This window comes from Streptomyces sp. NPDC005566, from assembly GCF_040605575.1.
Lineage (GTDB): Bacteria > Actinomycetota > Actinomycetes > Streptomycetales > Streptomycetaceae > Streptomyces.
Genome location: NZ_JBEXDB010000009.1, coordinates 171340 through 194167 on the forward strand (window position 1 = coordinate 171340; position 22828 = coordinate 194167).

Below are 22828 nucleotides of genomic sequence, written 5' to 3' on the forward strand. Positions count from 1 at the left end.
AAAACCGCGAGTGCGCCTCCGCGAGGGGGCGCACACTGGACGGTGTGATGGACGAACAGACCAGGTACGAGGCGGTGAGCAGCCGCGACGCGCGCTTCGACGGAGAGTTCTTCTTCGCCGTCGCGACCACCGGCATCTACTGCCGGCCGAGCTGCCCCGCCGTCACCCCCAAGCGGAAGAACGTGCGGTTCTACCCGACCGCGGCCGCGGCCCAGGGCAACGGCTTCCGGGCGTGCAGACGCTGCCGCCCGGACGCCGTGCCGGGCTCCGCCGCATGGAATGTGCGTGCCGACGTCGTCGGCCGCGCCATGCGGATGATCGGCGACGGCGTGGTGGACCGGGAAGGCGTCCCCGGGCTCGCCGGGCGGCTCGGCTACAGCGCACGTCAGGTCCAGCGCCAGCTCAACGCCGAGCTGGGAGCCGGCCCCGTCGCCCTCGCGCGCGCCCAGCGCTCCCACACCGCGAGAGTCCTGCTCCAGACCACGGATCTGGCCGTCACCGAGATCGCCTTCGCGTCCGGCTTCGCCAGCGTGCGCCAGTTCAACGACACGATCCGGCAGATCTACGCCCGTACCCCCAGCGCTCTTCGGACCGAGGCCGGTACGGGCACCGGCGGAGGGCTGCGCGAGGGGCGAAGGGCCGGGATCCCGCTCCGGCTCGCGCACCGCGGCCCGTACGCCGCCCGCGAGGTCTTCGACCTTCTCGAGGCCGAGGCCGTGGCCCGGATCGAGGAGATCGGCGGATCCCCGGGGGCGCGCACCTACCGGCGCACCCTGCGGCTCCCGTACGGCACCGGAGTCGTCGCCGTCGACGAGGCCTCCGCCGGTCCGTGGCTGGAAGCCCGCATCGCGCTCACCGACCTCCGCGACCTGACCACCGCCGTCCAGCGGCTGCGCCGGCTCCTCGACCTCGACGCCGATCCGTACGCGGTCGACGAGGCACTCGGTGCCGATCCGCGTCTGGCGCCGCTCGTCGCCGCGCGCCCGGGCCTGCGCTCGCCGGGCGCCGCGGACCCGGAGGAGTTCGCCGTGCGCGCGCTCGTGGGCACGGAAGCCGCCGAAGGGCTGGTGGAGCGGTACGGGAACGTCCTGGACGTGCCGTGCGGCGGCCTCACCCATGTCTTCCCCGAACCGGGAGTGCTGGCCGTCCGGGCCGGGGATCCGGCCCTGCGGGAACTCGCGGGCGCCCTGGCCGACGGAACCGTACGGCTCGAGGCCGGAGCGGACCGGGACGAGACGGAGCAGGCACTGCTGCGGCTGCGGGCGATCGGCCCGGCGACGGCGGCACTGATCCGCATGCGGGCGTTGGGCGATCCCGACGTGGACCCGCACGGGACACCGGGGACCGAGGGCCTGCGGCCGTGGCGTACGTACGCCGTGCGCCACCTGGAGCTCGCGGACCTCGCGGACCGAGCACCCTCGGGACGGTAGGCGGAAGCCTGGTCATCCCCAGAGCACCGCGCCCAGCCACGCCCCGACCACCAGCAGACAGCCGAAGAGCTCCAGGAGCACCGAGTAGCCCGTCGCCCGCATGACCGACTTGACCGAGGTCCAGCCCGCCCTGCGGGTGCCCAGCCGCAGCCGCTCCGCCCCGTAGATCGCGCCCACGTAGCCCAGCAGCCCGCCGATCACCGGCACCACGAAGAAGCCCGCGATCGCAGCGACCCCGCCGATCATCAGCGTCTTGCGGGGAGCTCCCGACTCCTGCGGGCGGCGTGACGGCAGCAGCGCCTTCAGCGCCTGGTTCAGCAGGAGCAGGCACGTCGCCCCGATCAGTACCCCCCAGGCGAGCGGCGTCGTGTCCGTCAGCGCCCACCACAGCACCGCGGCCCAGACGATCGCCTGCCCCGGCACACCCGGCACCAGCACACCGACCAGGCCGAGCACCATCACCGCGCCCACGGCAACGAGCTGCCACACACTCATTCGACCAGCCTGCCGGAGTCCGCCCGGTCCCGCCCGTCAGCGCAGGTCCGGCAGGGGGCGGACCCCCGGCCGGTCAGCGCGGAGCCCGGGCCACCCAGCCGCGTTCGTACGCGTGCCAGCCCAGCTGCAGCCGCGTGGACACCCCGGTCAGTTCCATGAGCCCCTTGACCCGCCGCTGTACGGTCCGCAGGCCCAGTTCCAGCTGTTTCGCCACACTCGCGTCCGTCAGACCGGACAGCAGCAACGACAGGATCTCCAGATCGGTGGGATCCGGCCCGGGGCCGTCCTCCTCACTGACGCCGCTCTCACCCAGCCGCAACGGCATCGCCTCGCGCCACACCGCCTCGAACAGTCCCATCAGCGACTCCAGCAGACCGCTGGCGTGAACGACCAGAGCGGCGGGCTCGGCCCCGCGCCCCGTCAGCGGCACCATGGCCAGCGAAGCGTCGGCGACCACCAGTTTGGTCGGAACCCGGTCCACCACCCGGCACTGCTCGTCACGGCTCAGCGCCGCCGAGAGCTCCACGATCCCGGACGGCAGCGCCAGCACATCGCGCTCGACGACGACCCGGAAGGAGACTCCGCGCGTCGCGGCCCGTTCCTCGGACTCGTTCTCCATGCCCGTGACCGCGATCGGCTTTCCCGTGACCAGTGCGCAGACCTCCGAGACGGCGCCCAGCTGCAGCTGATGGAAGCGATGTGCCACCGCACTCGCACCGGTCACCACCTCCACCAGGTCGTGCACCGCCGGCTCGGCCGCCTCCGCCCGGTACTCCTCGGCGAGCAGTGCCGACGCGAGCTCGGCCCGCTCCAGTTCGTGCCGCTGCTGAGTCAGCAGCGCGCCCAGCGCGACCCCGGGCGGCGCGGCCACCCAGCGGTCCGTCCGCGACGACGACTGGGCGGCGAGACCCTGCTGTTCCAGCCGGCGCAGCGCCCGCTCCGTGTCCGCCTCCGGCAGTGCCAGCCGGCGCGCAAGATCGGAGAGCTCTGCGGCGCCCGCCGCGACGAGCGCCCGGTAGGCCGCTTCCTGTCTCTCGTCGAGACCTATCGCTGCCAGCATCTTCCGTCCCTCCCCGGGATGGTGTGCGCGAGTCTCCGCGCCTGTCCGGCGGGCCGGTCGTGGCGGGAAACGGCCACGGCGCAAACCCGCCGGGCCCATCATCCCCCGTACCACTGGCGCCTCTGCCAATGTGGCGCCACCGCAGCACCAACAACCGTTCGAATGTGGTGCCTTGTGTCGCTGCATTCTGAAATGACCTGGGGAGAGCGATGCGCCCGATATCGCGCACGGCGCTGGGAGCGGCTACAGCCGCCGTCCTGGCCGTCACCGCGATCGCACCGTCCGTGGCGGCGCCACAGGACGACACGACCGCCAACAGACCGCTGACCGGCAGCGCGGCCGCCACCGGCAAGGACGCCTCGGCCACCGTCACCCTCGTCACCGGCGACAGGATCCTGGTGAGCACGGACGGTTCGGGCGCAGCGTCCGCCACCGCCCTTCCCCGCGAGGACGGCAGCGTCCCCCTCGTCCAGACCCGGCAGGCCGGCAAGGACCTGTACGTCTACCCCGAAGCCGCGGTCCACGCCCTTGCCGCGGGCACGGTCGACGAGGAGCTCTTCAACGTCACCGGACTGATCCGCCAGGGTTACGACGACGCCCACTCCGCGACCGTCCCGCTGATCGCCACGTACACCGCGCAGGCCGCGCGCAGCACTCCGGTCACCCCGCGTGGCGCCGAGCGCGGACTCGACCTCGCGGCCATCGACGGCGTCGCGCTCAAGGCCGACAAGAAGCGGAGCACCGCCTTCTGGGCCGACGTCACCGGCACCCGCGCGCGCTCGGCCACCGGGATCGAGAAGCTCTGGCTCGACCGCCAGGTCGAGGCCAGCCTCGACAGGTCGGCCAAGCAGGTCGGGGCGGACCTCGCCTGGGCTGCGGGTTACGACGGCAAGGGCACCAAGGTCGCCGTCCTGGACACCGGCGCGGACGCCGAGCACCCCGACCTCAAGGGCCGGATCGCCGACTCCAAGAACTTCACGGACTCCGACACCACGGACGACCGCCAGGGCCACGGGACCCACACCGCCTCCACGGTCGGCGGCAGCGGCGCGGCGAGCGACGGCAGGAACAAGGGCGTCGCCCCCGGCGCGGACCTCCTCGTCGGCAAGGTCCTCAACGACTCCGGGTCCGGTGCCGAGTCCTGGATCATCGCCGGCATGCAGTGGGCCGTGGACAACAAGGCCGATGTCGTCTCGATGAGCCTCGGCAGCACCGCACCCACCGACTGCACCGACCCGATGAGCCTCGCCGCCGAAGAGCTCGCCCGGAGCAAGGACACCCTGTTCGTGATCGCGGCCGGCAACTCCGGCCCGACCCTGAACACGGTCTCCTCCCCGGGCTGCGCCCCCAGCGTGCTGACCGTCGGGGCCGTCGACCGGGACGACTCCACCGCCCAGTTCTCCAGCCGCGGGCCCGCGATCGTCTCGCACACCCTCAAGCCCGAGATCGCCGCCCCCGGCGTCGGCATCTCCGCCGCTGCGGCAGGCGGCCGCGGCCCGTACGCCTACCGGTCGATGTCCGGTACGTCGATGGCCACCCCGCACGTCGCCGGCGCCGCCGCCATCGTGAAGCAGCGTCACCCCGACTGGACCGCACAGCAGGTCAAGGCCGCCCTCGTGTCATCCGCGAAGAGCGACATCCCCGGAGACGTGCGGGAGACCGGCGGCGGCCGGCTCGACGTCAAGGCAGCCATCGACACCCGGGTCACGGGCGCCGCAGCCGTCCAGGGCGGCACCTTCAACTGGCCGCAGGACAGGACCGACCGCACCACCGTCGAGGTTCCCTACACCAACGCGGGCACCGGTCCGGTGAAGCTGTCGCTGAAGGTCCAGGGTGTCACCGGCAACGACGGCTCGGCCGTCCGTTCCTCGGTCGCCAGGCTTGATGCGAGCACGGTCACCGTCCCGGCCGGAGCGACCGTCAAGGTCCCGCTGGACATCGACCCGACGGCGAGCCTGAAGGCCGCCCAGTACGGCGATGTGACCGGACGTGTGCTGGCGACCGGCCCCGGCGGGGTCAAGGTCTCCACCCCGTTCTCGCTGTACGTCGGCCCTGAGACCGTCACCCTGCGCGTCAAGCTCATCGACCGCACCGGCAAGGCTGCCGGGGGCAACTCCTCCGTGGACGTCATCGGCACCGACACCGCCTCCGGGGAGCGCCGCTTCAACGACGGTTCGACCGACCAGGTCTACGAGGTGCGGCCCGGCGCCTACTTCGTCTCCAGCTTCATCACGTCGCCGGACCCGCAGGACGCCACCGGCAGGATGGTCGAGTCCGTCGGCTACCTCGCCAGGCCGCAGCTGAACGTCACCAAGGACACCCTTCTGGTACTGGACGCCCGCAAGGCCCATCGGATCCAGGCGCGGACGGAGGACCGCACGACCGAGAACCGCTCCACGACGCTCACCTTCGGCCGCAGCTGGGACGACGTCTGGCTGCACTCGGGTTCCATGTCCGGCAGTCGTGCCGTCAAGAACTACCTGGTCGACGTTCAGGGCAGGGCAGGTGACGGCGACTTCGAGTTCGCCAGCTACTGGCGTGCGTACGCTCCGCAGATCGAGAAGCTCTCGGTGGTCGGCGGTGCCGCACTGCACCCGCAGACGGCGAGCACCGGTTCCGTCAACCTCGACGGTACGGGTGAGGCCGAGCTCGTCGACGCGGGCACCGGAACCCCCGACGAGCTGAAAGCCGCCGATGTCACGGGCAAGATCGCCCTGGTGAAGGTGGCCGACGACGGATACGTGAACGTCCAGGCGCGGAACGCCGAGGCAGCCGGCGCAAAGGCGATCATCGCGCACCGGCCGTCCGCCGGCCCTTGGCTGCCGTCCGTCGGATACGGCCAGGCGCCGTTGCCCTCCCTCGGAGTCGAGGCGAGTGAGGCCGCAGGCCTGGCCGCCGCGCTCGCCGACGGTCCCGTGACGCTGCGCTGGAAGGGCACTGCCGCCAGCCCGTTCGTCTACAACCTCGGCTTCCCCGAGACCGGCCCGGTCACCTCGGACCGTACGTACAAGGTCCGTGACAGCAAGCTCGGCAAGTCCACCGCCACGTACGAGGCCATGGGCATCGCGGCCGACTACGTCGACTCGATGGTCGTCGCCCGGCCGTACGGCGCACGCTTCAACGCGGGGATGTTCGACACCGTCGCCGCCCCCGGCAAGCGCACCGAGTACTACTCGGCGGGCGACGGCGGCTGGGAGCGCTACCTCTCCTCCAGCTTCCCCTGGGGCGAGACCATGTTCGACAAGCCCCGTACGTACAAGGCGGGCCAGCAGCGTACCGAGAGCTGGTACCGGGGCATCCTCGGCCCGTCGACGCCGCTCACCACGCAGGGTGAGCAGCTGCTCGCCGCCGAACGTCAGGACAACCTGATCGGCGTCGCCCCCGGCTTCTGGGCCGACACCGAACACGGCGGAATGCAGGGCTCCTTCGGAGACATGGGCAGCATGACGCTCAGCAGCGGTGGTGAGGTGCTCGGCCATTCCGGGTGGCCCTCCGGGGTGTTCACCGTCCCGGCCGAGGACGCGGCGTACGAACTCACCATGATGACGTTCAAGAGTGGTCAGCCGGCCGCCGTCTGGAAGCGGTCGACCCAGACCCAGACCGTCTGGAAATTCCGCTCGCACCGCGAGGAGAACACCTACTCCCAGGGCATTCCGCTCCTCTTCCCGGGCTACGACCTGGCGACGGACGGGCTGAAGACCCTGGCGGCGCAGGACGGTCAGAAGATCGAACTGAGCGTCACCGGCCACGCGGGCTACACGCCCGGCGAGCTGACCGCTGCCAAGGTCTCCTACTCGTACGACAACGGCGAGACCTGGACCGCCGCCACCACCGCGGAGAAGCGCGGCCGGTGGACCGCGACCGTCAACCACGCGGGAGCGGCGGGCAAGCCCGTCACCCTGAGGACGGAACTGACGGACGCCAACGGCAATTCCGTCGTCCAGACCGTGACCGACGCGTACGCAGTGCGCTGACGACACCCTGACCGGTCCGCCGGGCGTCCTTCCCGTGGGGGGTGGGGCCGCCCGGCGGACCTTCTTTCCGGCCGTCAATTCCTGGCCTCTTTTCCGGATGAACCGTTTTCGCACGGCCCGCGCGGTGGACAATAAGGGCATGAGTCAGCAGGGGGATACGCCCGCCGCCCACGAGGACGACTGGTGGCGCAGGCTGTACGACGAGACCGCGCCGGACACGGGTCCGGGCAGCGCGGCCGACAGTCTCGACGACCGCTTCGACTCCGCGTCGGATGCGGTGGGCCCGCCGGAGGACCTTGCGGACCCAGCGACGAACGAGGGTGCCGCTGTTCCGGTGCCCGATCCCCGCCTACCCCCAGGGCCTTCGGTTCCCGGTGCGCCTCCCACCGGCCTGCACCGACGGCAGCAGACCGCCCCTCAGGCGCCCCCGGTGCCGCAGCGATCCGCCGGGGACGGCGTGCCCGCTCCCCAGCGAGCCGTACCGGCCGCGCCACAGAAACCGGCAGGGCCGCCGCCCTCCGCGCCGACGCGCCCGGTTGCGTGCCCCGCTCCGTGGGAGCCCCCGGCCGGATCCCCGCAGCCGCGGACCTTCGCCGCCCCGCCGCCGCCCGAGCAGGCTGCCGGGCCCGCCGATGCCACGGCGGCGCAGCCGGAGCTCACCCCCGACGGCGCCCCGGGAAAGCCTTCGAACCCCGCCCCGGCGTCCCGCCCCGTCGTCGGCCACATCGGGGACCGGCCGCCCACCTACGACGCCGAACCCGTCGCCCTGCCCGTATCCGGCCCCGGTGACCTCGACGGGCTCGTCGCCGACACGGTGCTCGACGGCGCCCGGTACGGGACGTACACCCTGCGGGCCGCCTCCGTACGCGGGGACTCGGCGCGCTTCCGGGGCGAGCCCCGGCGCGACGCCCTGCTGACGGCACGCTTCGGTGCCGGGGACGGTTCCCTCGTCCTGGTCGCCGTCGCCGGCGGTGCCCGGGCCGCCGAGCACGCGCATCTCGCCGCCGCCGACGCGTGCCGCTGGATCGGGGGTGCCGTCGGCCGCAGCCACAGCAGGCTTGCCGACGACATAAGGGCGGGACGCAGGCGCGATCTCAAATCGGGTCTGCACCGTCTCACCGACCGGACCTACGGCAAGCTGCGCGCCCGTGCGGCGGAGCTGGGCATCGAAGCCGACGCCTACACCGTGGGGCTGCGCTGCCTGCTCCTGTCCGCCGACCCCGAGTGCCGCACCCGGGTCTTCTTCGGCATCGGCGACGGGGGCCTGTTCCGGCTCCGTGACGGTGCCTGGCACGACCTCGAACCCCCGGTACCGGCCGCCGGTGCCGGTTCGGGGGGACCCGTCGTCGGTTACGGCTCGGCCCCCCAGGCCGGTGCGGAGAGCGAGGAGGGGCCCGGCGGCGACCGGCTGACGATGGACCTGCAGATCACGACGCCGCCGTCCCCGTACATCGAGAGCCCGGTGCCGCCGCCCGCCGAGCCCTTCCGGTTCCGCGCCTCGGTCGCCCGTCCGGGGGACACGCTGCTGCTCTGCAGCAACGGTCTGGCCGAACCGATGCGGGGCGAGCCCGCACTCTCCGAGGAGCTCGCCGAACGCTGGAGCACCGCCGGGCCACCGGGGCTGGCCGCGTTTCTCGCGGATGTCCAGACGAGGGCCAAGGGGTACGCCGACGACCGCACGAGCGCCGCGGTCTGGGAGGCGTGAGCCCGCACGTCATGGGTTGATGGACTCCGGAGTCCGACGGCCTGCTGTCCCGGCCCCGGAGCCGGGACAGCCGCATGTGCGCCGAGCGCACGCAGAGAGGGCGCACACCCATGGGCAAGCAGAACGTGTCGGAACAGTTCGTCGACATCCTCGTGCGGGCGGGGGTGAAGCGGATGTACGGCGTCGTCGGTGACAGTCTCAATCCCGTGGTCGACGCCATCCGGCGTAACTCCGCCATCGAATGGATCCAGGTCAGGCACGAGGAGACCGCCGCGTTCGCCGCCGGAGCGGAAGCCCAGATCACCGGCACCCTGGCAGCCTGCGCCGGGTCGTGCGGCCCAGGCAATCTGCACCTCATCAACGGCCTCTACGACGCCCACCGCTCCATGGCCCCGGTCCTCGCCCTTGCTTCGCACATCCCTTCGAGCGAGATCGGGCTCGGCTACTTCCAGGAGACCCATCCCGAGCTGCTCTTCCAGGAGTGCAGCCACTACAACGAGATGATCTCCAACCCGCAGCAGATGCCCCGGCTGCTCCAGACCGCTGTCCAGCACGCGATCGGGCGCGGCGGGGTCAGTGTCGTCTCGATGCCCGGCGACATCGCCTCCCGGCCCGCCCCGGAGAAGTCGATCGAGCACGCCCTGGTCACCACGCGGCCCTCCGTACGGCCCGGCGACCAGGAGATCGAGAAGCTCTGCCGGATGGTCGACGAGGCAAAGCGGGTGACACTGTTCTGCGGCAGCGGCACCGCGGGCGCGCACGCCGAGGTGATGGAGTTCGCCGGGCGCGTCAAGGCCCCGGTCGGGCACGCGCTGCGCGGCAAGGAGTGGATCCAGTACGACAATCCGTACGACGTCGGCATGAGCGGGCTGCTCGGCTACGGCGCCGCCTATGAGGCCACTCACGAGTGCGATCTGCTCATCCTGCTCGGGACCGACTTCCCGTACAACGCGTTCCTTCCGACCGATGTGAAGATCGTCCAGGTGGATGTGCGTCCCGAGCACCTGGGCCGTCGCTCCAAGCTCGATCTGGCGGTCTGGGGCGACGTGCGCGAGACCCTGCGGTCGCTCACACCGCGCGTGAAGGCCAAGACCGACCGTACGTTCCTCGACCGGATGCTGAAGAAGCACGCCGACGCCCTCGAGGGAGTGGTCAAGGCGTACACCCGCAAGGTCGAGAAGCACGTGCCGATCCACCCGGAGTACGTCGCCTCGGTACTCGACGAAGTCGCCGACGACGACGCCGTGTTCACCGTCGACACCGGTATGTGCAATGTGTGGGCCGCCCGCTATCTCACCCCCAACGGAAAGCGCCGGGTGATCGGTTCGTTCAGCCACGGTTCCATGGCCAACGCGCTGCCGCAGGCGATCGGCGCCCAGTTCACCGACCGGAGCCGGCAGGTCGTGTCGATGTCCGGCGACGGTGGATTCACCATGCTGATGGGCGACTTCCTCACCCTGGTCCAGTACGACCTGCCGGTGAAAGTGGTCCTGTTCAACAACTCCTCGCTCGGCATGGTCGAACTGGAGATGCTCGTCGCGGGACTGCCCTCGTTCGGTACGGCCAACAAGAACCCGGACTTCGCGGCGGTCGCCCGTGCCTGCGGCGCGTACGGGGTGCGGGTGGAGAAGCCCAAGCAGCTCGAAGGCGCCCTCAAGGACGCCTTCAAGCACAAGGGCCCCGCACTCGTCGACGTGGTCACCGACCCGAACGCGCTCTCCATCCCGCCGAAGATCAGCGCCGACATGGTGACCGGATTCGCGCTCTCCGCCAGCAAGATCGTGCTGGACGGCGGAGTGGGACGGATGCTCCAGATGGCCCGCTCCAACCTCCGGAACCTGCCCCGCCCCTGACCTGCGGCCCGCTCAGGCGGGTGTCAGCCGCACCGTCAGGATCTGGAAGGGCCTGAGCGACAGCACCAGGCCGTCCTCGCCGGCCACGGCCTCCTCCACCGGCCGCTCCAGCAGGTCGGTGATCTGCGCCCGCACCACGGGGAAGCCGACCCGCAGGGTGGTGTCCGCCCGCCCCCCGGCCGACTCGTACAGTCGCACGACGACGTCGCCGCCACGGTCCTCGGCGAGCTTCACCGACTCCACGGTCACGGCCGGATGCCCCGTGGTCACCAGCGACGGCACGGCCGGGGCCACAGCCGCCCGCAGCGGCAGATTGAGCGCCAGCCCCTCCCGCACCGCATCGGTGACCTGCGCGCCGGGGGCCAGGGCGTAGCGAAAGCGGTGTGTGCCGAGATCGGCGTGCGGGTCCGGGCTGTGCGGTGCGCGCAGCAGCGACAGCCGTACGGTCGTGCCGAGCCCGGCCCCGTGCGGGGTCCGCGTCACCTCGTGGCCGTACGTCGAGTCGTTGAGGACCGCGACGCCGTAGCCCGGTTCGGCGACGCGCAGCCAGCGGTGTGCGCAGATCTCGAAACGTGCCGCGTCCCAGCCGGTGTTGTCGTGCGTCGCCCGGTGCACATGGCCGAACTGGATCTCGGCCGTGGACCGTTCGGCATGGACGTCCAGCGGAAAGGCCGCCTTCAGGACCTTCTCCGACTCCTGCCAGTCCACCTCGGTGTCGATGTCGAGCTGCCTGCTGCCGGCGGAGAGCCGCAGCTCCTGCACGATGCGGGACGCTCCGAAGGAGCGCACCACACGGACGGCGGACCGCAGCGGCCCGGTCTCGACCGTCTCGACGGAGTCCGCGTCCGTCAGGTCCGTGCGCGAGCGGCGGTAGTGCCGGTCGATGTCCCAGGCGTCCCAGTGGTTGGGGTGATCCGGGTGCAGCTGCAGGAGGTTCGCGCGGTGGCCGGGGACGAGGACGTCCCGGTCGGCCACGAGGTCGCGCACCGAGGAGATCAGCCCGTCCCGGTCGACCGCGACCCGCAGGAGCCCGTTGTCCAGAACGATGTCGCCGTCGTCCGCGGGGCCGGTCACCGTGGCCGCGTGCTCGGGCACCACGGAGCCGTCCAGCAGCCCCGCACCCAGGGCCGGCGTCCGAGCGGCCACCGCCGTGCGCCCGTCGCCCAGCGCCTGCACATGGGCGGCCGACGGCAGCACCGCGCTTGCGTCCGCGTCCAGTTCGAGCACCTGACTGCGGTCGTAGGGAGAGGCGTTGAGCGCCACGAGGCCCTCGGGCCGGCCGAGCGCCGTCACCGCCTCGGCCACCGTGTCGGCGAGCTCCGCCCGCACCGCCTCGTACGTGTCACGGGCCTCGCGGTGCACCCAGGCGATGGACGAGCCGGGCAGGATGTCATGGAACTGCAGCAGCAGAACGGTCTTCCAGATCCTGTCCAGCGTCTCGTACGGGTAGTGGTAGCCGGGGTTGCGCAGGACCGCCGCCGTCGCCCACAACTCCGCTTCGCGCAGGAGGTGTTCACTGCGCCGGTTGCCCCGCTTGGTGGCTGCCTGGGTGGTGTACGTCCCCCGGTGCAGCTCCAGGTACAGCTCGCCCGACCAGACCGGCGCCTGCGCGCCGTACTCCTCCTCGGCCGCCGCGAAGAACGCCGAAGGCTTCTCGATCTCGACCCGGGGCGAGCCCTCCAGATCCCGGAGCCTGCGCGCCTTCTCCAGCATCTCGCGGGTCGGCCCGCCCCCGCCGTCCCCCCAGCCGAACGGCACCAGGGAGCGCGAGGCGCGACCCTTCTCCGCGAAGTTCTTCTCGGCGCGGGCGAGTTCGCTCGCGTGCAACTGGGCGTTGTACGTGTCCACCGGAGGGAAGTGCGTGAATACCCGGGTCCCGTCGATGCCCTCCCACCAGAACGTGTGGTGCGGCATCTTGTTGTGCTGGTTCCAGGACAGCTTCTGCGTCAGGAACCACCGGACCCCGGCCAGCCGGGCCAGCTGCGGGAAGGCCGCCGTGTAACCGAAGGAGTCCGGCAGCCAGATCTCCTCCGTATCGACGCCGAGCTCCTCGGTGAAGAACCGCTTGCCGTGCACGATCTGCCGGGCCAGCGCCTCACCGCCGGGCATGTTGGCGTCGGACTCCACCCACATCGAGCCGACCGGAGCCCACTGGCCGTCCGCGACCGCCTGCTTGATCCGTTCCCAGATGTGCGGCTGATGCTCCTTCACCCAGGCGTACTGCTGGGCCTGGGAACACGCGAAGACCAGCTCCGGATAGTCCTGGGCCAGAGCGGTGACATTGGCGAAGGTGCGCGAGGCCTTGCGCACCGTCTCGCGCAGCGGCCACAGCCACGCCGAGTCGATGTGCGCGTGCCCGGCCGCCGACACGCGGTGCGCGCTGGCCGAGGCGGGCCTGGACAGGGCCGGGGCCAGCTCCTTGCGCGCTGCCGCCGCCGTGCCTGCCACATCGTGCAGATCGAGCGCGTCCAGCATCCGTTCCAGCGCACGCAGGATCTCGTGGCGGCGGGACCGGTCGGCGGGCAGTTCGCCCATCAGCTCGGACAGCACCTCGATGTCCAGGACGAGATGCCAGACGTCCTCGTCGAGGACGGCGAGGTCGGCGGAGGCGAAGGTGTAGAGGGGATGGTCCCCGGCGGTCAGCACGTCGCCGAGCGGGGTCGGTTCGAAGCCGCGCTCCAGCACGGCCGGGTTGGCCGCCGCCTCCAGGAGCAGGGCGACCGGCTCCCCGCCCTTGGCCGCCGCGGCGATCGTGAGGTGCCGGTTGCGCGGATGGATTCCCTTGAGCGGGACGCCGTCGGTGCCGTAGAGCATCCCCTCCGCCTGGAAGCCCGGCGCCTGGCCGGAGAACCCGGGGTCGACGACCACTTCCACCCGGCGTCCCGTCCACTCCTCGGGCACGCTGCCCGTGAGCCGGAACCAGGTCGTGGACCACGGCTTCCCCCACGCCGTACCGGTCGCGAACGGCTTGTACGCCTGATCGAGAGCGTCGGCCACCGGCACGGGTTCGCCGGGGGCGTGCCAGGCGGAGAGGGCCAGAGGGATCCGGGCCGCGTACTGGGCGGGGCGGACGAACTGGTGGAGCGCCCGCTCCAGGCGGCCCTCCACCAGTGTGCGGTCGTCGTGCATCACGGCTCCTCGGGGGTCGGTGCCTGCGGGGTGTCGGTCACAGGGCTTCACTTCCCCGTACGGCACCCGTGATCACCTCAGCCGCAGGGTCCCGGGCGCGGTCCGTTCCTTGATGACGTCCACCAGCGTGTCGAAGAGTGTCGGGCCCCGGCCCGCCAGCGCCTCGGCCAGCGCGTGCTCGGCAGCGGCCCTCCCGGTGGGGTGCACGCGGGGGAGTGTGGCGCGCAGATGGCGTGCGGTCTCCTCATGGCCCAGCGCACGGGCGGAGAGCGCGTGGTCGCGCCATTCGACGACGAAGGCGGCGTCGTCCGGGGTGCCCATGCCGCCGCTCAGGCAATCGGCGAACGAGTCGAGGCTGCGGCCGAAATAGCCGCCGGGGCCGTTCACCGCCTCGCCGACCACGTCCCAGAAGCGCTCCAGGCCGGTGACCTCGGAGCCGTCGATCACATAGATCACGGTCATGCGTGGAGGGTACAAGCGCGGTTCTCCCGCCACCGGTCCGGTGATCCGCGCCGCAGGTGGGGGACGACGGCGCGGACCGGACCGGGGGATCGCTGATCAGCAGTCGTGGTCGACCAGGTCGAAGGACTCGTAGTGGTCAGCGGTGTAGTAGTCCTCCTGGACCTCTTCGCCCGTCACGATCCGACGGGCCCCACGGGTCGGGGAACCAGGAGTGATGACCGTGTACTCGTGGTAGTAGCCGGTTCCCTGGCTCGGCAGGATGCCTTCCCGGTTCTGGAAGACGGTGCCGTCCTGGTCGTACGGGAAAGGACCTCCCGCGTCGATGAGATCGAGTGTGTCGTGCGCCTGCGACGGCAGGGCGGAGTGGCAGATGCTGCCGACCGCGGCGGCCGAGGGGACGGTCGCGGCCGACGCGGTGACCGGGCCGCCGACGAAGAGCACGGACAGGAGGGCGGCGATGCCGCCGAGCGTGGTGATGCGTGGGGGGATTCGCATGGGCACCATGATGACGCGCGTAGATCCCCATCCGTCAACGCCGACTCATGTGAATTTTTTGGAAGTTGACCGTGGGTACGGAAACGTCACGTACTGGCCTTCCGGCCGGTGTTGCGCCGGTGTCCGTTCACCTGTTGACGGCCCGAGAAAGCGTGAGTGCCCGTCTGTGGGGCATGCATCCCGTGAAGGTGTTCGAGGGATGACGACTCGAAGGAGGTCGATTCACTGTGCGCGCGGGGGACATGACGAAGCGACAGGAGAGCCGACCGGTGCGGTTGCACCGGAGACTGGGGCACACGGACCTGTCCGGAGTCGGGGAAGTGAGAGGCGCCTTACGGGAGTTCCTGCGCTACCGCTCGCGCCCCGAGGACACCGACGTGGCAGAGCTCCTGCTGAGCGAACTCGTGACGAACGCCCTGATCCACACCCGCACCGGCGCGGTGGTCACGGTGACGGCGGCGCCCAGACGATTACGGGTGGAAGTGCGCGACTTCCTGGCGGGGCAGGAGCCCGAGCCGTACGTACCGAACGCCGACGACGGTACGCACGGCAGGGGACTGCTCCTCGTGCAGAGCCTGGCCGACTCCTGGGGAGTCACCGCACAGGCGCTGGGTAAGGTGGTCTGGTTCGAGCTGAACAGGGAGAAGCCCTGAGGTCCAGGGCCTCTCATCCGGATCCGGACGGATCCGTCCGGATCCGAACGAAGGCTCTGGGCCCTAGCCGAACTGCTGCTCCAGATCCTTGAGTTTCTGCTCCAGCGAGTCGAGCCGGGGCAGGGTCTGGGTGTCGTCCTCCGCTGTGAGGTCGACGGTCACGGGTTCACCGTTCGGGTTCTGTGCCGAAGTACTCCTGGATTTCTGGCCGTTGACGGCTTGCAGGGATGGCCGGGGACGCAGGGGCAGCTGTCCCGGCTCTGTTATGGCAGGCTCCGCGACGGCCGGTGTGCCGCCGCCCGCTGCGGGGGCGATGGCCTGGACGTCCACCTCGTGGGCGTTCCTGCCGGCGCGGCCCCAGGCCCGGTTCTGCCGGTTCAGGGCCTTGATCCGGGCCCGGTCCAGCTTCGCCTGGTCCTTCCTGCGGTGCCGGTCCTGTTCCTTCTCCCGGCGGTCCTCGCGTACCTCGTCGACCGCCTCGTCCAGGGTGCGTACGCCCTCGAGGAGCATCAGCGACCAGGCGCCGAAGGTCTCCCTGGGCGCCCGAAGCCACCGTACGATCCGGATCTGCGGCAGGGGCCGCGGTACCAGCCCCTGCTCCCGCAGGGCGGCCCTGCGGGTCTGCTTGAGCGCCCGGTCGAACAGCACGGCTGCCGAGAGGGACATCCCCGCGAAGAAGTGCGGGGCGCCCGCGTGGTCCATCCCGCGCGGCGCGTGCACCCAGTTGAACCAGGCGGCAGCGCCGGCGAACGTCCACACCAGCAGTCGTGAGCCCAGCGCCGCGTCACCGTGGCTGGCCTCACGCACCGCGAGCACCGAACAGAACATGGCGGCCCCGTCGAGGCCGAAGGGGACGAGATACTCCCAGCCCCCGGAGAGGCTGAGGTTTTGCCGGCCGAAGCCGACGAGTCCGTGGAAGGAGAGAGCGGCGGCAACCGCGGCGCAGCAGAACAGCAGGACGTACGAGGCGGTCGCGTAGAGCGCCTCCTTGCGCCTGCGGCGGTCCTCGCTGCGTTCCCAGGTGTCGTCGGCCGCGGCCTTCTCAGCGGCGCGCTTGCCGCGCGCGACCACCGTCACCGCCGCCATGACCCCCACGAGCAGTACGGCGCCCGGAAGCAGCCAGTCAAGCGATATGTCGGTCAGTCTCATGCGCGGTCCCTTGCGTCGCGTAGGGCGTTTCGGGCGCCATCGTGACGGAAATGCCGGACCGCTCAGGGGGGTTTCGGGGCAAGTGAACGCCATTGGGGTCGCTGCGCGCACCGTTGGACGGAATCTTCTCGAACATCCGCACAGGGCGGTTCAGTTGCGTTCGAATTCCGGTCGCCCGGACGGGCGGTGTGAGCCGACGCCCTCAGGGGGCGGGTGTCAGCTTCCGGACGCGGTCGGCGTCGCAGGTGCGCGGGCAGGTGACGCAGGTGTCCTCGGGCCGCAGGGTGTAGAAGAGGCAGCAGCTCGCCCGGTCCCGGGTCGGCAGCGCCTCACCGTCGGGGCCGGTCAGCTCGCGGAAGCCCGCGGTTCCCACGTACGGCTTGGTGGTGCCGGGCAGCAGGAGCTCCAGCTCCTCCATCGCGCGGCGCTCCTCGCCGAGCAGATGGGCGATGTACCAGAGGCCCTCGACGATCTCGTCCGTCGCCATGCCCCACAGGGCCCGCTTGCCGCGCCGCATGCGGGGCCCGAAGCCGTCGAGTACGGGGCCGAGGTGTTCCGCCACGGCATCGCGGACCTCGGCCCGCAGTGCCGCCTCGTCCGGGACGATCCGGGCGCCGGGCAGCGTCGCCGCGGGATCGTCCGGCAGGCAGGCGAACTCGCGCACCCGGACGGTCAGATGCCCCAGGGCCCGCTGGAAGGAGACGTCCTGGACGGGAACCCGCGGCACCCGGCGGTGCAGGAACCACGGAACGGTCACCAGCAGACAGGCGGGCCAGGCGTAGCGGTGAAGTCCGAAGCTGGCCACCACATCGGGGCGTGCCTGTGTGCCGTAGTCCCGGAGCACCTGCGCGTTGTCCCAGGCCAGAAACGCGTCCAGGGCGGCGCCGCCCTCGGCGAGCTCGGCCGCGCCCACCCAGCCGGCCCCCGACGGTGAAGCCGTGTCGTCGGGGAGCACCTCGGCCCGCAGCCCGGGGAAGACCTCGGCCAGGCGTGCGTACGCCGCCGTCACCGGGGACGGGGCGGGGGCGGTGAGCAGGGTGGGGACGGTCATGCAGGGACCACCGAATCACGATCGTTTGCAGGTAAGCCTTACCTTACCCGAATTGATCGATGTTTGAACTGCGGCCTCCTCCGCCTATCGTGCACAGAGGGCAGGCCATGTGCGAGCCGGGCCCGCGGCAGGCCGAGGAGGTCCGGGTGGAGCAGGGCAGAGCGCGCGAAGGCGTACGCCCGCCGTACGCGTCCGCGGGGATCCCGCAGGATGTCCGCGTGCCCGAACAGGCGCGCGGCGAGCACACCCACAGCGAGCCGCCCGCGCCCCGCGTGGTGCAGCGCCACTCCGTACGCGGCCAGATCCTGGACGCCCTGCGCGCCGCCCTCGTCGACGGCGAGCTGGTGCCGGGGCAGGTCTACTCCGCTCCGGCGCTCGGCGCACGGTTCGGCGTCTCCGCGACGCCGGTGCGCGAGGCGATGCAGCAGCTGGCCATCGAGGGCGCCGTCGAGGTCGTACCCAACCGGGGCTTCCGGGTCAGCGAGCGGGGCCCGCGCGAGCTGGCCGAGCTCGCCGAGGTGCGCTCCCTGATCGAGGTCCCCGTGATGCTGCGGCTGGCCCGTACCGTGCCGGCGGCCAACTGGTGCGTGCTGCGCCCGCTGGCCGACGCCACGGTCGCGGCGGCGGCGGTCGGCGACCGGGCGAGCTACGCGGAGAGCGACCGTGCCTTCCACCGTGCCGTTCTCGCACTCTCGGGGAACCAGCAGCTCGTGGCGGTCGCCGACGAGCTCCACCGCCGCTCCCAGTGGCCCCTGGTCAGCAACCCCGCCACCCGGCGGGCCGACCTCCTCGCCGACGCCTCCGAGCACACCGCGCTGCTCGACGCACTCATCGCGAGAGATCTCACGGTCGTGCAGTCGCTCGTGCGCGAACACTTCACGGGCGCCGAGGGCTGACCGCGCCGTCCCCGGCCGGGGACGGCGCACCGGCCGCGAGCGTCAGTTGGCCTCCACGGTCTCCGGGGCCGGTGGCTCGAGCCGGGGGGCCAGCCACGTCGGTACGCCACCGAGCAGCCTGAACAGCCGGCCGGCCTCGGCGCGCAACCGCCCCGCCTCGGGTTCCGTCTCGGCGTCCGCGAGCGAGAGGAGGGCCGGGGCGGTACCGACGAGATAGCCCAGCTCCTCCCTTATCCGCAGCGATTCCGCGAAGCCGTGCCGCGCCTCGGCGAGCTCGCCCTCGCGCAGGGCGAGTGAGGCCAGGTGCCGCCAGGTGAACGAGAGCAGCAGTTCGTCACCCTGGGCCGTCGCCCCGGCGTGGGCCCTGCGGTACGCGGCACGGGCGGACTGGGGCGCATCGGAGATGTTCTGGGCGATCAGGCCCCGGCGGAAGTCCAGCAGGGGGCGTCCGGCGGCCCCCGGAGCGAGCAGGGCCGCGGCCCTGCTCAGCGCCACGCTGGCCTCGTCGGCCCGGTCCCGTACCCCGAGCAGCGTCGAGGCGTACGCGAGGTAGCCGCGCTCGCAGGCGGCCGCCCCGCGCTCGGTGTCGTCGTGGGCGAGTGCCTCGGCCGTGCGCAGGGCGTCCTCGGCCTCGGTCCAGCCCGTGCTGGTGTAGAGGCACTGCTCGGTCAGCAGAGAGGTCCGCTGGAGAGCGGCCGCGGCATCCGTGGCCGCGTGGTGTTCCAGCAGTGCGGCCGCGTCCGTCCAGCAGGCGCGTGACCGCAACCGCCATACCGCTGTCTGGAGCGGCGGATCGTCATCTGCTGTCGTTCCGGAACCAGACATGGCGGTATACGCCACGTTGCCCTCCCCGAGCGCGCCCTTGAGCTGTTGAGTGTGGCCGCATCTCAGCACGGAATGGCACGCCGGGCCAAGGGGTGGGATCAATGTCAGGTGAAAGATTTCACAATCGACCGGACGGTGGCGGTGCTGCGACGGCGCCCGGAAGTCAGCTCATACGCAGGGCGAGGAAGAAGTCGAGCTTGTCCTCGAGGCGCGAAAGGTCACGCCCCGTCAACTGCTCGATGCGCCCGACGCGGTAGCGCAGCGTGTTGACGTGCAGGTGCAGCCGGGCGGCACAGCGGGTCCAGGAACCGTCGCAGTCCAGGAAGGCTTCGAGCGTCTCGATGAGCTCCGCGCGGTGCCGCCGGTCGTAGTCCCGCAGCGGGTCCAGCAGACGGGCGGTGAAGGCCCGGCGAACGTCGTCGGGGACGAAGGGCAGCAGCAGGACGTGCGAGGCGAGCTCGTGGTGGCCGGCCGCGCAGACCCGGCCCGGGCGTGCCGCTGCGACGCGGCGGGCGTGCCGGGCCTCCTCCAGTGCGCCGCGCAGCCCTTCGGCCGAATGCACGGCGGCGCTGACACCCAGTGTCAGACGGCCGTCGTCCGCGAGCCCCGCCGAGAGCGGTTCGCGGACCGTGGCGAGGAGGGCATCGGCGTGCAGCGCGTTGTCCCGCCGCTCCGGGGTCTCCTCGGGCGCGTCCGGACCGGAGCCGGAAGCGGGCGCGGTCACGGCGGGCAGCGGAACTAGGGCGATGGCCTCGTCGCCCGTGTGGGCCACGGCGATCCGGTCCGCGGAGTCGGGTCCCGCCACGGCGGGGTCGACCAAGATCTCCTCCAGCAGCGCCTGGGCGACCTGGCCGCCCGGAATCTCCGGGCCGGAGTCCGGGCCCTCGCCCGCCCACTCGACCCGGGCCACCACGACCTGCCAGTGCGGTGCCGTCCCGAGGCCGGGCAGCAGGACCGGGGCGGCGACCCGCAGCCTGGCCGCGATCTCGGCCGGCGGCGCGCCCGTCTGGACCAGCTCCAGAACCTCCTGGGCGAGCCTGCGGCGTACCGCACGGGCCGCGTCGCGGCGGTCCCGTTCGACCGCGATCAGCTGCGTGACGCCCTGGAGCAGGTCGAGCCGCGCCGCCGGCCAGTCGCTCGCGTCAGCCTCCACGGCCAGCAGCCAGTCCGAGAGCACCGACTCCCGTGCGTCGCGGGACGGGGCCGGGACGGTACCCCGGCCGTTGTTCCGGATCGGGAACAGCGAATACGTCGTACCGCCCACCTCGGCGCGGTGCGGGCCCCGGCGGCCGGTGCGGGTCGCCGCGAGGTGCTGCGCGGCCAGTGCGGCGCACACGGGGCCGGTCGGGGGTTCTCCGGCTCCGGCGATCCGACGGCCCGTGGGGGAGAGGACCCAGGCGTGCAGGTCCAGGTCGGAGGTCAGCAGGTCGAGGACCACCTCGGGGCCGCCGCCGGCCGGGCCCGAGGTCATCAGCCGCCGGTGCCGGTCCACGACTGCGGCGAGATCACCGGCACGCTCGCCCGAGACCTGGCGCACCACATGTTCGGTGATCGTTGCAAATGCGACAATTTCATTGACCGCGAAGAGCGGAAGCCGGTGGTGCAGACAGGCTTCGACCAGATCGTCGGGAATGGCCCCGAGCTCCGCCTCGCCCGCCGCGAGACCGGCGACGCCGGCGCCCGCCAGGATGCGGACGAACGGCTCGGAGTCCGCCGCGTGCCGGCGCCAGGCCAGGCCCGTGAGGACGAGCTCCCCGCCGGAGAGATAACGGCTCGGGTCGCGCAGATCGGTCGTCATCACGCCCCGGACCGAACGGTCCAGCTCGTCCTCGCCGCCGAGCAGCCGCAGGCCCAGCGCGTCGGTGTCCAGCAGTGCGCGCAGCCGCATCTCGATTGCCGCCGATCTTCTTCGTTGGTCCGGGGACAGCTGGGGATACCTGTGAGTTGCGGTGAGGTTCATGTTTCCCACCATTCGTTCGAATCTACAAGACTGGGATGAGGGCCAGCCAATTCCTTCATGGTTTCGGTGACTGCACCGAGTGGAGCAAGGCTTGTGTACTGGGTCACACACCGCGTCAACAACTCAGGAACGACCAGTCGAGGGCCGGCCGTCCCCAGCCCCCAGCCGAACGACCCGATTGAGAAGAAGAGAGCCACTCATGGACTTCCTTCGCCCCGCCAGCTGGGAGGAGGCGCTCGCCGCCAAGGCCGAGCACCCGACGGCTGTACCCATCGCGGGTGGAACCGATGTGATGGTCGAGATCAACTTCGACCACCGGCGGCCCGAGTACCTCCTGGACCTGAACCGCATCGGTGAGCTGTCCGAGTGGCAGGTGGGCCAGGACGACGTCCGGCTCGGCGCCTCCGTGCCGTACAGCGCCATCATGGAGCACCTCAGGACCGAACTGCCCGGCCTCGCCCTCGCCTCGCACACCGTCGCCTCGCCGCAGATCCGCAACCGCGGCGGCGTCGGCGGCAACCTCGGCACCGCGTCACCCGCCGGTGACGCCCACCCGGCCCTGCTCGCCGCGGGCGCCGAGGTCGAGGCCGAGTCCGTACGAGGCACCCGGATGATCCCCATCGACGCCTTCTACACCGGCGTCAAGCGCAACGCCCTCGACCCGGACGAGCTGATCCGGGCCGTGCACATCAAGAAGGCCGACGGCCCTCAGCAGTACTCCAAGGTCGGCACCCGCAACGCGATGGTCATCGCGGTCTGCGCCTTCGGCATCGCCCTCCACCCGGAGACCCGCACCGTCCGGACCGGCATCGGCTCCGCCGCCCCCACGCCCGTAAGGGCCAGGGAGGCCGAGGAGTTCCTGAACGCCGCGCTGGAAGAAGGCGGGTTCTGGGAGAACGGCAAGATCATCACCCCGTCCGTCGCCAAGCAGTTCGCGCAGCTGGCCTCCGGTGCCTGCAACCCCATCGACGACGTACGGGGCACCGCGGCCTACCGCAGGCACGCCGTCGGCATCATGGCCCGCCGCACGCTGGGCTGGACCTGGGAGCAGTACCGCGGCACGGGCCGCACCCTCGAAGGAGCTGCTTAACCATGCGAGTGAATTTCACGGTCAACGGCCGCAAGCAGGAAGCCGACGACGTCTGGGAAGGCGAGTCCCTCCTGTACGTCCTGCGTGAGCGCATGGGCCTTCCGGGTTCGAAGAACGCCTGTGAACAGGGCGAATGCGGGTCCTGTACGGTCCGCCTGGACGGTGTGCCCGTCTGTTCCTGTCTGGTCGCGGCCGGACAGGCAGAGGGCCGCGAGGTCGTCACCGTCGAGGGCCTCGCGGACTACGCGAAGCACCGCGAGGACGCCCACCCGGGCGACGGCTGCGCGTCCGGCGCCTGCGGCACGACGCTCGACGCCGCCCAGCGCTGGCAGGCCAGGCCCGCCGACGGACAGAGCGGCGAGGCCACCGAACTGTCGCCGATCCAGCAGGCGTTCATCGACGCCGGTGCCGTGCAGTGCGGTTTCTGCACCCCCGGCCTCCTGGTCGCCGCCGACGAACTCCTGGAGACCCACCCCTCGCCGTCCGACCAGGACATCCGCGAGGCGCTCTCCGGAAACCTCTGCCGCTGCACGGGTTACGAGAAGATCCTCGACGCGGTCCGCCTCGCGGCCGCCCGTCAGGAAGAGACGGTGCGATAGCC

Annotated in this window: 17 protein-coding genes; 8 read left to right on the plus strand and 9 right to left on the minus strand. The window is 71.6% G+C overall.

Annotation, left to right across the window (positions count from 1 at the left end; all coding sequences use genetic code 11):
* Nucleotides 1-47 precede the first annotated feature (47 nt).
* A complete protein-coding gene (locus ABZS61_RS16675) occupies nucleotides 48-1430 on the plus strand; it encodes an AlkA N-terminal domain-containing protein (RefSeq protein ID WP_356421129.1) in 1383 nt (460 codons plus the stop codon).
* 12 nt (nucleotides 1431-1442) lie between these two features.
* Here ABZS61_RS16675 and ABZS61_RS16680 read toward each other — a convergent pair whose 3' ends face one another.
* Nucleotides 1443-1925 carry a DUF456 domain-containing protein gene (locus ABZS61_RS16680; RefSeq protein WP_356420706.1) on the minus strand — a complete coding sequence of 161 codons (483 nt, stop codon included), beginning with the start codon at nucleotides 1923-1925 and terminating at the stop codon, nucleotides 1443-1445.
* Nucleotides 1926-1998: 73 nt separating this feature from the next.
* A complete protein-coding gene (locus ABZS61_RS16685; protein ID WP_356420709.1) occupies nucleotides 1999-2985 on the minus strand; it encodes a helix-turn-helix domain-containing protein in 987 nt (328 codons plus the stop codon).
* 209 nt (nucleotides 2986-3194) lie between these two features.
* Between ABZS61_RS16685 and ABZS61_RS16690 the strand changes: the two genes are divergently transcribed.
* From ABZS61_RS16690 to ABZS61_RS16700, 3 genes are all read left to right on the plus strand, one after another.
* Nucleotides 3195-6959, plus strand: coding sequence for a S8 family serine peptidase (locus ABZS61_RS16690; RefSeq protein WP_356420712.1), 3765 nt, complete (start codon nucleotides 3195-3197; stop codon nucleotides 6957-6959).
* Between the two features lie 139 nt (nucleotides 6960-7098).
* Nucleotides 7099-8664, plus strand: a complete 1566-nt coding sequence (locus ABZS61_RS16695) for a protein phosphatase 2C domain-containing protein (RefSeq protein WP_356420715.1) — start codon at nucleotides 7099-7101, stop codon at nucleotides 8662-8664.
* A gap of 110 nt (nucleotides 8665-8774) precedes the next feature.
* Nucleotides 8775-10517: a pyruvate dehydrogenase gene (locus tag ABZS61_RS16700; protein ID WP_356420718.1), complete on the plus strand. Its 1743-nt coding sequence runs from the start codon at nucleotides 8775-8777 to the stop codon at nucleotides 10515-10517.
* Nucleotides 10518-10529: 12 nt separating this feature from the next.
* On the opposite strand, the gene ABZS61_RS16705 is transcribed toward ABZS61_RS16700, so the two are convergent.
* From ABZS61_RS16705 to ABZS61_RS16715, 3 genes are all read right to left on the minus strand, one after another.
* Nucleotides 10530-13646: a glycoside hydrolase family 38 C-terminal domain-containing protein gene (locus ABZS61_RS16705; protein ID WP_356420721.1), complete on the minus strand. Its 3117-nt coding sequence runs from the start codon at nucleotides 13644-13646 to the stop codon at nucleotides 10530-10532.
* 72 nt (nucleotides 13647-13718) lie between these two features.
* Complete coding sequence (locus ABZS61_RS16710) at nucleotides 13719-14108, minus strand: barstar family protein (RefSeq protein WP_356420725.1); 390 nt, start codon at nucleotides 14106-14108, stop codon at nucleotides 13719-13721.
* Between the two features lie 96 nt (nucleotides 14109-14204).
* Nucleotides 14205-14603 (minus strand): ribonuclease domain-containing protein, encoded by a 399-nt coding sequence (locus tag ABZS61_RS16715; RefSeq protein WP_356420728.1) that lies wholly within the window; start codon nucleotides 14601-14603, stop codon nucleotides 14205-14207.
* A 242-nt stretch (nucleotides 14604-14845) separates the two neighbouring features.
* On the opposite strand from ABZS61_RS16715, the gene ABZS61_RS16720 reads away from it, so the two are divergent.
* A complete protein-coding gene (locus tag ABZS61_RS16720; protein ID WP_356420731.1) occupies nucleotides 14846-15256 on the plus strand; it encodes an ATP-binding protein in 411 nt (136 codons plus the stop codon).
* Between the two features lie 63 nt (nucleotides 15257-15319).
* Here the strand turns inward: ABZS61_RS16720 and ABZS61_RS16725 are convergent, their stop codons facing one another.
* Both ABZS61_RS16725 and ABZS61_RS16730 read right to left on the minus strand, forming a co-directional pair.
* The gene (locus ABZS61_RS16725) at nucleotides 15320-16405 is read right to left on the minus strand and encodes a DUF2637 domain-containing protein (RefSeq protein WP_356420734.1); all 1086 of its coding nucleotides are present in this window, start codon (nucleotides 16403-16405) and stop codon (nucleotides 15320-15322) included.
* Between the two features lie 202 nt (nucleotides 16406-16607).
* Complete coding sequence (locus ABZS61_RS16730) at nucleotides 16608-17456, minus strand: (2Fe-2S)-binding protein (RefSeq protein WP_356420737.1); 849 nt, start codon at nucleotides 17454-17456, stop codon at nucleotides 16608-16610.
* Between the two features lie 146 nt (nucleotides 17457-17602).
* On the opposite strand from ABZS61_RS16730, the gene ABZS61_RS16735 reads away from it, so the two are divergent.
* Complete coding sequence (locus ABZS61_RS16735; RefSeq protein WP_356420740.1) at nucleotides 17603-18352, plus strand: GntR family transcriptional regulator; 750 nt, start codon at nucleotides 17603-17605, stop codon at nucleotides 18350-18352.
* Nucleotides 18353-18394: 42 nt separating this feature from the next.
* Here the strand turns inward: ABZS61_RS16735 and ABZS61_RS16740 are convergent, their stop codons facing one another.
* Both ABZS61_RS16740 and ABZS61_RS16745 read right to left on the minus strand, forming a co-directional pair.
* Complete coding sequence (locus ABZS61_RS16740) at nucleotides 18395-19177, minus strand: hypothetical protein (protein WP_356421131.1); 783 nt, start codon at nucleotides 19175-19177, stop codon at nucleotides 18395-18397.
* Nucleotides 19178-19340: 163 nt separating this feature from the next.
* Entirely contained in the window at nucleotides 19341-21065 is a 1725-nt protein-coding gene (locus ABZS61_RS16745; RefSeq protein ID WP_356421133.1) for a PucR family transcriptional regulator ligand-binding domain-containing protein, read from the minus strand.
* A gap of 271 nt (nucleotides 21066-21336) precedes the next feature.
* On the opposite strand from ABZS61_RS16745, the gene ABZS61_RS16750 reads away from it, so the two are divergent.
* Together ABZS61_RS16750 and ABZS61_RS16755 are read left to right on the plus strand one after the other, a co-directional pair.
* A complete protein-coding gene (locus ABZS61_RS16750; RefSeq protein WP_356420743.1) occupies nucleotides 21337-22227 on the plus strand; it encodes a xanthine dehydrogenase family protein subunit M in 891 nt (296 codons plus the stop codon).
* Nucleotides 22228-22229: 2 nt separating this feature from the next.
* Entirely contained in the window at nucleotides 22230-22826 is a 597-nt protein-coding gene (locus ABZS61_RS16755) for a (2Fe-2S)-binding protein (RefSeq protein ID WP_356420746.1), read from the plus strand.
* Nucleotides 22827-22828 lie beyond the last annotated feature (2 nt).